The 12,910-nt window shown below is 62.2% G+C and carries 14 protein-coding genes; 8 read left to right on the top strand and 6 right to left on the bottom strand.

Annotated elements, in window-relative coordinates; genetic code table 11:
- Window positions 1-31: 31 nt before the first annotated feature.
- The gene (locus E8E68_RS04050) at window positions 32-1,171 is read right to left on the bottom strand and encodes an MFS transporter (RefSeq protein ID WP_266028949.1); all 1,140 of its coding nucleotides are present in this window, start codon (window positions 1,169-1,171) and stop codon (window positions 32-34) included.
- A 141-nt stretch (window positions 1,172-1,312) separates the two neighbouring features.
- Window positions 1,313-2,806, bottom strand: a complete 1,494-nt coding sequence (locus tag E8E68_RS04045; protein WP_010955785.1) for an aldehyde dehydrogenase — start codon at window positions 2,804-2,806, stop codon at window positions 1,313-1,315.
- A gap of 196 nt (window positions 2,807-3,002) precedes the next feature.
- Here E8E68_RS04045 and E8E68_RS04040 point away from each other — a divergent pair, with 196 nt between their 5' ends.
- Complete coding sequence (locus tag E8E68_RS04040) at window positions 3,003-3,362, top strand: cupin domain-containing protein (RefSeq protein WP_266028948.1); 360 nt, start codon at window positions 3,003-3,005, stop codon at window positions 3,360-3,362.
- An 83-nt stretch (window positions 3,363-3,445) separates the two neighbouring features.
- Window positions 3,446-3,649 (top strand): hypothetical protein, encoded by a 204-nt coding sequence (locus E8E68_RS04035; protein ID WP_266028947.1) that lies wholly within the window; start codon window positions 3,446-3,448, stop codon window positions 3,647-3,649.
- 66 nt (window positions 3,650-3,715) lie between these two features.
- Here E8E68_RS04035 and rpmG read toward each other — a convergent pair whose 3' ends face one another.
- Together rpmG and rpmB are read right to left on the bottom strand one after the other, a co-directional pair.
- Complete coding sequence (gene rpmG, locus E8E68_RS04030) at window positions 3,716-3,871, bottom strand: 50S ribosomal protein L33 (protein ID WP_003253507.1); 156 nt, start codon at window positions 3,869-3,871, stop codon at window positions 3,716-3,718.
- A gap of 11 nt (window positions 3,872-3,882) precedes the next feature.
- Window positions 3,883-4,119, bottom strand: a complete 237-nt coding sequence (gene rpmB / locus E8E68_RS04025; RefSeq protein ID WP_003253504.1) for a 50S ribosomal protein L28 — start codon at window positions 4,117-4,119, stop codon at window positions 3,883-3,885.
- Between the two features lie 362 nt (window positions 4,120-4,481).
- On the opposite strand from rpmB, the gene E8E68_RS04020 reads away from it, so the two are divergent.
- Window positions 4,482-6,089, top strand: a complete 1,608-nt coding sequence (locus E8E68_RS04020; protein ID WP_280339818.1) for an ABC transporter substrate-binding protein — start codon at window positions 4,482-4,484, stop codon at window positions 6,087-6,089.
- A gap of 128 nt (window positions 6,090-6,217) precedes the next feature.
- Here the strand turns inward: E8E68_RS04020 and radC are convergent, their stop codons facing one another.
- Window positions 6,218-6,898 carry a DNA repair protein RadC gene (gene radC, locus E8E68_RS04015; protein WP_266032156.1) on the bottom strand — a complete coding sequence of 227 codons (681 nt, stop codon included), beginning with the start codon at window positions 6,896-6,898 and terminating at the stop codon, window positions 6,218-6,220.
- Between the two features lie 122 nt (window positions 6,899-7,020).
- Between radC and coaBC the strand changes: the two genes are divergently transcribed.
- From coaBC to argB, 4 genes are all read left to right on the top strand, one after another.
- Window positions 7,021-8,232 carry a bifunctional phosphopantothenoylcysteine decarboxylase/phosphopantothenate--cysteine ligase CoaBC gene (gene coaBC, locus E8E68_RS04010; RefSeq protein WP_280339816.1) on the top strand — a complete coding sequence of 404 codons (1,212 nt, stop codon included), beginning with the start codon at window positions 7,021-7,023 and terminating at the stop codon, window positions 8,230-8,232.
- Between the two features lie 5 nt (window positions 8,233-8,237).
- On the top strand, window positions 8,238-8,693 hold the full coding sequence (gene dut, locus E8E68_RS04005) for a dUTP diphosphatase (RefSeq protein ID WP_110743413.1): 456 nt from the start codon (window positions 8,238-8,240) through the stop codon (window positions 8,691-8,693).
- Between the two features lie 111 nt (window positions 8,694-8,804).
- Window positions 8,805-10,205 (top strand): phosphomannomutase/phosphoglucomutase, encoded by a 1,401-nt coding sequence (locus E8E68_RS04000; protein ID WP_266032155.1) that lies wholly within the window; start codon window positions 8,805-8,807, stop codon window positions 10,203-10,205.
- Between the two features lie 30 nt (window positions 10,206-10,235).
- Window positions 10,236-11,141, top strand: a complete 906-nt coding sequence (gene argB / locus E8E68_RS03995; protein ID WP_004575216.1) for an acetylglutamate kinase — start codon at window positions 10,236-10,238, stop codon at window positions 11,139-11,141.
- Window positions 11,142-11,321: 180 nt separating this feature from the next.
- Here argB and pyrE read toward each other — a convergent pair whose 3' ends face one another.
- A complete protein-coding gene (gene pyrE / locus E8E68_RS03990; protein ID WP_014861506.1) occupies window positions 11,322-11,963 on the bottom strand; it encodes an orotate phosphoribosyltransferase in 642 nt (213 codons plus the stop codon).
- A gap of 80 nt (window positions 11,964-12,043) precedes the next feature.
- Between pyrE and E8E68_RS03985 the strand changes: the two genes are divergently transcribed.
- On the top strand, window positions 12,044-12,823 hold the full coding sequence (locus tag E8E68_RS03985) for an exodeoxyribonuclease III (protein WP_003253401.1): 780 nt from the start codon (window positions 12,044-12,046) through the stop codon (window positions 12,821-12,823).
- Window positions 12,824-12,910 lie beyond the last annotated feature (87 nt).

The raw sequence follows: 12,910 nt of genomic DNA, 5'->3' as shown, positions 1-12,910 counted from the left end.
GCGATCGGGCCGCAAAGCGGCCCCAGAATCTTCAGGCAGACACTGCCTCGAAAGCCCCACGCCGCTGGGTCAGCACCACCAATCCTGCAGCACCTGCGGCCATCAGCAGCAGCAACGCATGCCCGCTGATCCACTGGCTCCCCGCCCCCGCCAGCAATGGCCCGAGCAGGCAACCAATCCCCCAGAGCTGCGCCACATGGGCGTTGGCCCGCACCAGCTCGTCATCACGGTAGCGCTCGCCAATCAACACCAGCGACAGCGTGAACAGGCCGCCGGCACTGGCCCCGAACAATACCCACAAGGGCCAGATCACCGGCGTGTGCAGCAACAGCGGAATCGCCAGGCTGGACACCATCAAGACCACCGCACAACCGGTGAACAGCGCGCGTCGCGACATGCGGTCAGCCAGCGCGCCAATGGGCAGCTGCAGCACCGCGTCGCCGACCACCACGGTACTGACCATGAACAGGGCGATTTCAGTGGTAAAGCCTTGCTGCAGACAATAGACCGGCAACAAGGTCAGGATCATCGCCTCGAATGAGGCAAACAGGGCAATGGCCCAGGCAATGACTGGCAAACGCCGGCAAAAGCCGAACAGGTCGCCGAAACTGACGCTGCAGGCTTCGGTGCTCGGCGCACCGCCACGCCCCAGCAGCACCAGCGGCGCAAGCAGCAACAGGCCAGTTGCGGCCCAGAAGCCGAAGTCGTCGCCGGAACCGAGGAAGCCCAGCACCAGCGGCCCTGCCAGCTGGCTCAAGGCGTAGCTGCTGCCATACAGCGCCACCAGCCGGCCGCGCCATTGCTCGACCACCAGTTGGTTGATCCAGCTTTCGCCAAGGATGAACACCACAGTCAGGGACATGCCGATCATCAGCCGCAGCAGCAACCACAATGGATAGCTGGGCAGGAGTGCGACCAGGCCGATCGACAACGCCCCGCCCCACAGGCATATGCGCATGGCCGAAGGCACACCGACCCAGCCGGCCAAGCGGCTGGCCAGGCTGGCTCCGGCCAGAACGCCCAGGGCTGGCATCGCCGCCATCACGCCGATGGCGAAGCTGCCATAGCCCCAGGCCTCCAGGCGCAGGGATACCAGTGGCATGCTCACACCCAGCGCCAGGCCCACACTCAGCACCGAGGCCAGTACGGCGAAATAGGTACCCCAACGCATTGCAGCCTCCCAGCCAGGTTTTTCCAGGCCCATTCGTGGGACAAGCCCGCTCCCACAGGCCCCCCTGGCTTTTCAAAGGCAGCGGGACCTGTGGGAGCGGGCTTGTCCCGCGAATGGGCCGCAAAGCGGCCCCTGCTGGAATTACAGCTTGATCCAGGTCGCCTTCAGCTCAGTGTACTTCTCGAGTGCGTGCAGCGACTTGTCACGGCCATTGCCCGACTGCTTGAAGCCGCCGAACGGCGCGGTCATGTCACCACCGTCGTACTGGTTGACCCAGACGCTGCCTGCGCGCACGGCACGGGCGGTCTTGTGGGCCTTGGAAATGTCCGAAGTCCAGATACCAGCCGCCAGGCCATAGGGCGTGTCGTTGGCAATGGCCACAGCTTCTTCGGCAGTGTCGAAGGCGATGACCGACAGCACTGGGCCGAAGATCTCTTCCTGGGCAATGCGCATGGCGTTGGTCACGCCGTCGAAGATGGTCGGCTCGACGTAGGTGCCGCCGGTTTCTTCCAGGGTACGCTTGCCGCCAGCCAGCAGCTTGGCGCCGTCCTTGTGGCCTGCCTCGATGTACGACAGCACGGTGTTCATCTGCTGGGTATCGACCAGGGCACCGACAGTGGTCTGTGGGTCCAGCGGGTTGCCTGGTTTCCAGCCTTTCAGGGCCTCTACCACCATCGGCAGGAACTTGTCCTTGATCGAACGCTCGACCAGCAGGCGGGAACCTGCGGTGCACACTTCGCCCTGGTTGAAGGCAATGGCGCTGGCAGCAGCCTCAGCGGCAGCTTGCAGGTCTGGGGCGTCGGCGAAGACGATGTTCGGGCTCTTGCCGCCGGCTTCCAGCCAGATGCGTTTCATGTTCGACTCACCCGCGTAAACCATCAGCTGCTTGGCGATCTTGGTCGAACCGGTGAACACTAGGGTGTCCACGTCCATGTGCAGGGCCAGGGCCTTGCCGACGGTGTGGCCGTAGCCTGGCAGCACGTTCAGCACGCCAGCCGGGATACCGGCTTCGATCGCCAGCTGGGCAATGCGGATGGCTGTCAGCGGCGATTTTTCGGACGGTTTGAGCACCACCGAGTTACCGGTGGCCAATGCAGGGCCGAGCTTCCAGCAGGCCATCAGCAGCGGGAAGTTCCAAGGTACGATGGCACCGACCACACCTACCGGCTCGCGGGTAACCAGGCCAAGCTGGTCATGCGGGGTCGGGGCAACTTCGTCGTAGACCTTGTCGATGGCTTCGGCAGTCCAGTGAATGGCTTGGGCCGCACCTGGGATGTCGATGCTGGAGGAGTCGCCAATCGGCTTGCCCATGTCCAGCGTTTCCAGCAGCGCCAGCTCTTCGACGTTCTTGCGCAGCAGGTCGGCGAAGCGGATCAGCTTGGCTTTGCGCTTGGCCGGGGCCAGCTGCGACCAGACGCCGGAATTGAAGGTGGCACGGGCGTTTTCTACAGCGCGGTTGGCGTCGGCCAGGTCGCAGCTGGCAACCTTGGCCAGGAAGCGTCCGTCGACCGGGCTCAGGCACTCGAAGGTTTCACCGGATACGGCATCGGTGTATTCGCCGTTGATGAAGGCACGGCCTTCGATCTTCAGTTGCTGGGCACGTTGTTCCCAGTCCGCACGGGTCAGGGTGGTCATACGAAACTCCTCCTCTTGTTTAGGTGCAACGCCGCACTGAGGACTCACAGGCGTTGTCAGAATTCTGGCCGGGCGACGAGCGCACACTGGCAAGCGATACCCTAAACCAGCCCGTATAAACTATCAATATATTTGACACGAAAGGCCTAAAAGCCTACTGATGTTCATTTTATTAAACAACAACAGGAGCCGCACCATGAGCATCGACAGCATCATCGACTTCGCACAGGTCATCACCGAGGCCGAACGTTACCGCCCGGCCGCAGAAAAAATCCTCAAGGGTGAGCCCGACCAGGCCGTCTACAACCATTACTCCAGCCCATGCGGGCAGTTTGCGGCTGGCGTCTGGGAAGGTGAGGTGGGACAGTGGACGGTGGGCTACACCGAGCATGAATACTGCGAGATCGTTCAGGGCGTTTCGGTGCTGCGCGACCAGGACGGCGGCGCGAAAACCCTGCGTGCCGGCGATCGGTTTGTCATCCCCGCCGGCTTCAAGGGCACCTGGGAGGTGCTGGAGCCGTGCCGCAAGATCTATGTGATGTTCGAGCAGAAGTAACTATGTAGCGCAGGGGGTTTGCAGCCATGCGTGAGGATGACCCTGCCCGTTTCGGGCCATTCAGCCTCACAAGGAAAATCGGCATGACCAACGAAGAAGTCCTGCAAACCCTCGCTCACCTGCTCGGCACCCGCTACGTGCCGGAGCTGAAAGGCACCATCTGCGCCCTCACCGGGCGCACTCGCGTGGTTGGCCCCAACGAGATATCCACCCGCGACTACGACGCCGAGCGCATCCAGATCAAGGCCGACGCCGACCTGATGATCCAGAGTTTCGCCTTCAACTGACCCTGCTGCAGCCAAAAAAAAACCCGCGTCCTTTCGGATGCGGGTTTTTTGCAGGTCGCCGATCAATTACTTGATCTTGGCTTCCTTGTACACCACGTGCTTGCGAACAACCGGATCATATTTCTTGATCTCGATTTTGTCCGGGGTGGTGCGCTTGTTCTTGTCGGTGGTGTAGAAGTGGCCGGTACCGGCACTCGAAACCAGACGGATCAATTCACGCATGATGCTCTCCCTTAAACCTTGGCGCCAGCTTTACGGATGTCAACCAGAACGGCGTCGATGCCGCGCTTGTCGATGATACGCATGCCTTTGGCGGAAACGCGCAGACGCACGAAACGCTTCTCGGATTCAACCCAGAAACGGTGGTGCTGCAGGTTCGGCAGGAAACGACGACGGGTTTTGTTGTTTGCGTGGGAAATGTTGTTCCCGGTTACTGGACCCTTACCAGTAACTTGACAGACTCTCGACATGACTCAGCCCTCTAAAACCACATGCCCAACCCGGCATGGGTTGGCCGCTTAATCTCTCAGTCTTTGGCGCCTGGGCGCCGTGATTCTGGAGGTCTTATCGACCGGATCCGCTGATGCGACAGGCCGAGCCCCTAGAAAAGAGCGCTGCTTTATACCAGAAAGACTTGATTGCAACAACAGTAGATGTGCATTGCCGCAAGCCAGAACGCGCCGGGCCAGCATAGCGGCAGGCCCCGTCAGCCGTCGACCGCTCGTCGCCAGATTTGTAAAAAAGGGTGTGGTCATTTGCCAACGGGCGCACTAGGGTAAGCCTTTTCCAGACTGCACTGGCAGATGGGCCATTTGACAGCCAAGGAGCCACGATGCGTGCCGCCGCCCTTTCGTTACTGTTCAACTCCCTGTTCGCCGCTGGCGCCCTGTTCACGGCCAGCGTTGCCCAGGCTGCGCCACTGAGCGTTTGCAGCGAGGCCAGCCCCGAAGGCTTCGATGTGGTGCAGTACAACTCGCTGACCACCACCAATGCCACCGCCGACGTATTGATGAACCGCCTGGTAGAGTTCGACGCGGCCCAAGGCAAGGTGGTACCCAGCCTGGCCGCCAGCTGGACGGTATCGGCCGACGGCCTGGTGTATGATTTCACCCTGCGTGACGGCGTGAAGTTCCACAGTACCCCGTACTTCAAGCCCAGCCGTGAACTGAATGCCGATGACGTGCTGTTCAGTTTCCAGCGCATGCTCTACCCGGCGCATGCCTGGCACAAGACCGCGCCGGGCGGCTACCCGCATGCCCAGTCGCTGCAGCTGGGCAGCCTGATCAAGGCAATCGAGGCGCCGGCACCGAACACCGTACGCTTCACCCTCAGCCACCCGGATGCCACCTTCCTGGCCACCCTGAGCATGGGCTTCGCCTCGATCTACTCGGCCGAGTATGCCGACAAGCTGCTCAAGGCAGGCACGCCAGAAAAGCTCAACAGCCAGCCGATCGGCACCGGGCCGTTCGTGTTCCAGCGCTTCCAGAAAGATGCCGTGGTCCGTTACCGCGCCAACCCGGACTATTTCGCGGGCAAGCCGGCCGTCGACCCGCTGATCTTCGCCATCACCACCGATGCCAACGTGCGGCTGCAAAAACTCAAGCGTGGCGAATGCCAGGTTGCCCTGTCGCCGAAGCCGCTGGACATTGCCGAAGCGGGCAAGGACGGCAACCTCAAGGTGGCCACCACGCCGGCATTCATGACTGCCTTCGTCGCCATCAACAGCCAGCACCCGCCGCTGGACAAGCCGGAAGTGCGTCAGGCGATCAACCTGGCCTTCGACAGGCAGGCCTACCTCAAGGCCGTGTTCGAAGACTCTGCGGTGGCTGCCAACGGCCCCTACCCGCCTAATACCTGGAGCTACGCCAAGGACCTGCCCGGCTACCCGCTGGACCTGAAGAAAGCCAAAGCCCTGCTGGCCAAGGCCGGGCTGGCCGACGGCTTCAGTACCACCATCTGGACCCGGCCCTCGGGTAGCCTGCTCAACCCCAACCCCAGCCTTGGCGCGCAGATGCTGCAAGCCGACCTGGCGAAGATTGGCGTGAAAGCGGAGATCCGCGTGATCGAGTGGGGCGAACTGATACGCCGCGCCAAGGCCGGCGAGCATGACTTGCTGTTCATGGGCTGGGCGGGCGATAACGGCGACCCGGACAATTTCCTCAGTCCGCAGTTTTCCTGTGCGGCAGTGGAATCGGGGACCAATTTCGCGCGCTTCTGCGACAGCCGCCTGGACCAGCTGATCAGCGCCGGGCGCACCACCAACGACCAGAGCGTGCGTAGCCGGCTGTACCAGCAGGCGCAGACACTGATCCAGCAGCAGGCGCTGTGGGTGCCACTGGCGCACCCGACGGCGGCGACCTTGCTGCGCCAAGGCGTCGAGGGGTACCAGGTGAGCCCGTTCGGGCGGCTGGACTTCAGCAAGGTGACAGTGACCAAGTGAGTTTTGGGGCGCCTGCCTTAAGCGTTGTGGCGTCTGTGAGATCGAGCGCCGCGCGGGCGGCGCTCGATCTCACAGACGCCACAAACCTCAAGGCAGGCGCGTGCTAGCCCTGACCGCATTGACCTGCCTTACGCCACAATCCACCCATGCTCGACCATCGACAACGGCTCCCCGTCGCCGATGATGATGTGGTCCAGCACCCGCACGTCAATCAACGCCAGCCCCCGCTTCAGCGACAAGGTCAAATGCACATCGTCCTGGCTCGGCTCGTTGTTGCCTGAAGGGTGGTTGTGGCACAGGATCAACGCCGCCGCGTTGTGCAGCAGTGCCCGCCGCACGACCTCCCGCGGGTAGACACTGGCCCGGTCTATCGTGCCCCTGAACAGGATCTCAAACGCCAATGGGCGGTGCTTGGTATCCAGAAACAGGCAACCGAATACCTCACTGATCTCATGACGCAACATAGCCTTGAGATAGCGCCGCACCGCCGCAGGGCCCTCGAGCGCCGATGCGCGCTCGAGGTTCTCATCCAGATAACGCCGGCCAATCTCCAACAGCGCCTGTAACTGTGCGTATTTTACGGTGCCAATGCCCGGCTCACGCAGCACCGCTTCGCGTTCGGCCTCAAGAAACTGCCTGAGCCCGCCAAAACGCACCAGCAGCCCTCGCGCAAGGTCCAGCACATTGCGCCCGGCAACCCCGGAGCCCAGCAGTACGGCAAGCAACTCTGCATCCGACAGCGCAGCAGCCCCTCGCTGCAACAACTTCTCCCTCGGCCGTTCTTCAGCCGGCCACTCCCTGATATTCATCCCTGCCCCTTGCTGCGGCCCATTTCGGCCCTGTGGTAATCTATTTCGCCTCGTACATGCGACGTTCTGCCGCAGGCATTTTCAAACGTCGCCGCCCGCTCTCACTGGAAAAAGGCAAGCCTATGCAGCGGCTGTATCGCAAGCGCATCGTTCTCGGCGTAGGTGGTGGCATTGCCGCCTACAAAAGCGCCGAGCTGATTCGCCGACTCCTGGAGCACGGCGCGCAGGTGCGCGTCGTCATGACCCGTGGTGGTGCCGAGTTCATCACCCCGCTGACCCTGCAGGCGCTGTCGGGCCATCCGGTGCACATGGACCTGCTCGACCCGGCCGCCGAAGCGGCCATGGGCCATATCGAACTGGCCAAGTGGGCCGACCTGGTGCTGATCGCCCCAGCCACCGCCGACCTGATGGCGCGCATGGCCCAAGGGATGGCCGACGACCTGCTGACCACCCTGGTACTGGCCACCGATGCCACCGTTGCCGTGGCGCCTGCGATGAACCAGGCCATGTGGCGCGACCCGGCCACCCAGTCCAACCTCGAACTGCTCAAGAGCCGTGGCATCCAGGTGTTCGGCCCGGCCTCCGGCAGCCAGGCCTGTGGCGACGTCGGCCTGGGGCGCATGCTTGAAGCCACCGACCTGGCCTGGTGTGCCGCAGAAAGCTTCAAGCGCCAGGCACTGACCGGCAAGCACGTGCTGATCACCGCCGGGCCGACCCAGGAAAACATCGACCCGGTGCGTTACATCACCAATCATAGCTCCGGCAAGATGGGCTTCGCGCTGGCCGAAGCGGCCGCTGAAGCCGGGGCTCGGGTAACCCTCGTCACCGGTCCGGTGCACCTGCCAACCCCAGACCGTGTCAGCCGCATCGACGTGGTCAGCGCGCGGGACATGCTCTCGGCCTGTGAAGCGGCCATGCCGTGCGACCTGTTCATTGCCTCGGCAGCGGTTGCGGACTACCGCCCCGAAGTGGTTGCCGCACAAAAACTGAAGAAAGATCCTACGACCGGCGACGGCATGCTGCTGCAGATGGTGCGCAATCCCGATATCCTTGCCACCATTGCTGGCCGCGCCGATCGCCCGTTCAGCGTCGGCTTTGCCGCCGAAACCGAGCACCTGCTCGATTACGCCACGCGCAAGCTCAAGGACAAGAACCTCGACCTGATCGTCGCCAATGATGTGGCCAACCCCAGCATCGGCTTCAACAGCGAAGAAAACGCCTTGACCGTGATCGACCGCCAGCAGCACCAGACTCTCTTCGCGCAGACCAGCAAGGGCAAGATTGCCCGGCAACTGGTCGCCTTCATCGCCGAACGGCTCAATCAGGTTCAATAAGTTACATGCACGCTCTTCAAGCCAAGATCCTCGACCCACGCCTGGGCAGCGAATTCCCGCTGCCGACCTACGCCACCCCCGGCTCCGCCGGCCTCGACCTGCGCGCCCTGCTGAAGGAGGACACGGTCCTCGAGCCTGGCCAGACCCTGCTGATCCCTACCGGCCTGTCGATCTATATCGGCGACCCAGGCCTGGCTGCGGTCATCCTGCCGCGCTCGGGCCTGGGCCATAAGCACGGCGTCGTGCTGGGCAACCTGGTCGGGCTGATCGACTCGGACTACCAGGGCGAACTGATGGTGTCGTGCTGGAACCGAGGCAACACCCCGTTCACCATCGCGGTTGGCGAACGTATCGCCCAGTTGGTGCTGGTACCGGTGGTACAGGCCCACTTCGACATCGTCGAGGCATTCGATGAAAGCCAGCGGGGCGCTGGCGGCTTCGGTCACTCCGGCAGCCACTGAGCCGGCAAATGACCGTTCGGGCCAAGGATGGCGAACTCTCTGGCGAAACCACCGTCCAAGCGTTCAGTTTGCGCCTGCCCAGAAAGCCTTTGACTAATGGAGCTTCCAGAGATGAACGACATGGCCCGCCTGGTCCCCGCCGCATTGCCAGACAGCATTTTCCGCGCTTATGACATCCGCGGCGTGGTCGGCAAAACCCTCCACGCCGAAACCGCCTACTGGATCGGCCGCGCCATCGGCGCACAGAGCCTGGCCCAAGGCGAACCGCAGGTTTCGGTAGGTCGTGATGGCCGCCTGTCCGGGCCGATGCTGGTCGAACAGCTGATCAAGGGCCTGGTTGACGCCGGCTGCCAGGTCAGCGACGTCGGCCTGGTTCCTACCCCGGCGCTGTACTACGCAGCCAACGTACTGGCCGGCAAGTCTGGCGTGATGCTGACTGGCAGCCACAACCCGTCGGACTACAACGGTTTCAAGATCGTCATCGCCGGCGACACCTTGGCCAATGAACAGATCCAGGCCCTGCTGACCCGCCTGAAAACCAACGACCTGACCCTGGCCGAAGGCCGCGTGGAAAAGGTCAAGATTCTTGACCGCTACTTCAAGCAGATTGTCGGCGACGTGAAGCTGGCGAAAAAGCTCAAGGTAGTGGTGGACTGCGGCAACGGTGCCGCCGGCGTGATTGCGCCACAACTGATCGAAGCCCTGGGCTGCGAGGTGATCCCGCTGTTCTGCGAGGTCGATGGCAACTTCCCCAACCACCACCCGGACCCGGGCAAGCCGGAAAACCTCGAAGACCTGATCGCCAAGGTCAAGGAAACCGGTGCCGACATCGGCCTGGCCTTCGACGGTGACGGCGACCGGGTCGGCGTGGTGACCAACACCGGCAGCATCGTCTACCCAGACCGCCTTCTGATGCTGTTTGCCCAGGACGTACTGGGGCGCAACCCGGGCGCCGAGATCATCTTCGACGTCAAATGCACCCGTCGCCTGACCCCGCTGATCGAACAGCACGGCGGCCGCGCACTGATGTGGAAAACCGGCCACTCGCTGATCAAGAAGAAGATGAAACAGACCGGTTCGCTGCTGGCTGGCGAGATGAGCGGTCACATCTTCATCAAGGAACGCTGGTACGGTTTTGACGACGGTATCTACAGCGCCGCACGCCTGTTGGAGATCCTCAGCAAGACCAAGCAGAGCGCCGAAAACCTGTTTGCCGCCTTCCCGAATGATATTTCCACGCCGGAAATCAATATTGATGTGACCGACGAGGGTAAATTCAGCATCATTGATGCACTGCAACGCGACGCCGACTGGGGCGAAGCCAACCTGACCACCATCGACGGTGTGCGGGTCGACTACGACCACGGCTGGGGCCTGGTTCGCGCCTCCAACACCACGCCGGTGCTGGTGCTGCGCTTCGAGGCCGACAGTGACGCCGAGTTGCAACGTATCAAGGATGTTTTCCGTACCCAGTTGCTGCGGGTTGAGCCTGAGCTGCAACTGCCGTTCTGACCGACTATCTGTTCCTTACAGGAGCCCTGCATGACCCTCGATCGCGATGCCGCTTCCCATGTAGCCGAGGTTTTGTCCGAAGCACTGCCTTACATCCGCCGCTTTGTCGGCAAGACCCTGGTGATCAAGTACGGCGGCAACGCGATGGAGAGCGAGGAGCTCAAGACCGGCTTCGCCCGTGACATCGTGCTGATGAAGGCTGTGGGCATCAACCCGGTGGTGGTCCACGGTGGTGGCCCGCAGATCGGCGACCTGCTCAAGCGCCTGTCGATCGAAAGCCACTTCATCGACGGCATGCGCGTCACCGACTCGGCGACCATGGACGTGGTGGAGATGGTGCTGGGTGGCCAGGTCAACAAGGACATCGTCAACCTGATCAACCGCCACGGCGGTAGCGCCATCGGCCTGACCGGCAAGGACGCGGAGCTGATCCGCGCACGCAAGCTGACCGTCAGCCGCCAGACGCCAGAGATGACCACCCCGGAAATCATCGACATCGGTCACGTCGGTGAAGTGGTGAGCGTGAACACCGACCTGTTGAACATGCTGGTGAAGGGCGACTTCATCCCGGTCATCGCGCCAATCGGCGTGGGTGCCAACGGTGAGTCGTACAACATCAACGCCGACCTGGTGGCGGGCAAGGTGGCCGAGGCGCTGAAGGCCGAGAAGCTGATGCTGCTGACCAACATCGCCGGCCTGATGGACAAGCAGGGCCAGGTCCTGACCGGCCTGACCACCGAGCAGGTCAACGAACTGATCGCTGACGGCACCATCTACGGCGGCATGCTGCCGAAGATCAAATGTGCGCTGGATGCGGTGCAGGGCGGCGTGAACAGCTCGCACATCATCGACGGTCGAGTGCCGAATGCAGTGCTGCTGGAGATCTTCACCGACAGCGGCGTGGGTACCCTGATTACCAATCGCAAGCCACGCTGAGTGATTGGCTAGCCTGCATCGGCCTCTTCGCGGGTAAACCCGCTCCCACAGGGGATAGCACCGCCTTTGAGGGCTGTGGAGATCCGGTGGGAGCGGGTTAACCCGCGAAAGGGTCTGAACAGGTGACACAAAAAAGGCGACCTTCATGTGAAGGTCGCCTTTTTCATTTCCAGGCCAGGATCAGATCCCGTACTGCGCCCGGTAGGCCTCGACAGCCGGCAGGTGCTGCTTCAGCTGCGGATCGTCAGCCAGGAACTCCAGCACCTGGGTCAGCGAAACAATGCTGACCACCGGGATCCCGAAGTCGCGCTCCACTTCCTGAATCGCCGACAACTCGCCATTGCCACGCTCTTCGCGGTTCAGCGCGATCAGCACGCCGGCGGCCTTGGCCTGCTGGGCGTTGATGATCTGCATGACCTCACGGATGGCGGTACCGGCAGTGATCACGTCGTCGATGATCAGCACTTCGCCGGCCAGTGGTGCGCCGACCAGGCTACCGCCTTCGCCGTGGTCCTTGGCTTCCTTGCGGTTGAAGCACCATGGCACGTCGAGCTGATGCTGGTCAGCCAGCGCTACGGCGGTGGTCGCCGCCAGCGGGATACCCTTGTAGGCCGGGCCGAACAGCACATCGAAGGGGATCTTGCTGTCGACGATGGCGGCGGCGTAGCAACGGCCCAGTTCGGCCAGGGCGGAACCGGTGTTGAACAGGCCGGCATTGAAGAAATACGGGCTGGTACGCCCCGATTTCAGGGTGAATTCACCGAAACGCAGTACCCCGCGATCGATGGCAAAACGGATAAAGTCGCGCTGATACGGCTGCATGAATAGTCCCGGACACCACGGATTTAGCTAAATGGGTTGAGCTCGGGTATCATACACGCACGAGATTTATGGGGCCATTTATGCGGATCATCAGTGTGAACGTAAATGGCATTCAGGCTGCAGCCGAGCGTGGTTTGCTCAGCTGGTTGCAAGCCCAGAATGCCGACGTCATCTGCCTTCAGGATACCCGCGCCTCGGCCTTTGAACTCGATGACCCAGCTTTCCAGCTCGATGGCTATTTCCTTTATGCCTGCGACGCGGAGGTGCCAGCCCAAGGTGGTGTGGCCCTTTACTCGCGCATGCAGCCCAAGGCAGTCATCACCGGCCTGGGCTTCGAGACAGCCGACCGCTACGGGCGTTACCTGCAAGCAGATTTCGACAAAGTCAGTATTGCCAGCCTGCTACTGCCTTCGGGCATGAACGGCGACGAAGACTTGAACCAGAAGTTCAAGTTGATGGACGACTTCGCCAAGTACCTGGACAAGCAGCGCCGCAAGCGTCGCGAGTACATCTACTGCGGCTCGTTCTATGTGGCGCAGCAGAAGCTCGACATCAAGAACTGGCGTGACAGCCAGCAGTCGCCGGGTTTCCTGGCGCCTGAACGGGCCTGGATGGATGCGATAACTGGCGAAATGGGCTACGTCGATGCCCTGCGCGAAGTCAGCCGTGAAGGCGACCAGTACAGCTGGTGGCCGGACAACGAACAGGCCGAGATGCTCAACCTGGGCTACCGGTTCGACTACCAGATCCTCACGCCGGGCCTGCGCCGCTTCGTGCGCAATGCCCGCCTGCCGCGTCAGCCGCGCTTCTCCCAGCATGCGCCGCTGATTGTCGACTATGACTGGACGTTGACCATCTGAGTGCTAGGGCTGCTGCGCAGCCCATTCGCGGGACAAGCCCGCTCCCACAGGATTCATGTATGGCTGTAAAGTCTACAAATCTTGGAC

It is taken from the genome of Pseudomonas sp. BN607 (assembly GCF_029871175.1).
Classification (GTDB): domain Bacteria; phylum Pseudomonadota; class Gammaproteobacteria; order Pseudomonadales; family Pseudomonadaceae; genus Aquipseudomonas.
This window is presented reverse-complemented; position numbering and strand designations above follow the sequence as displayed.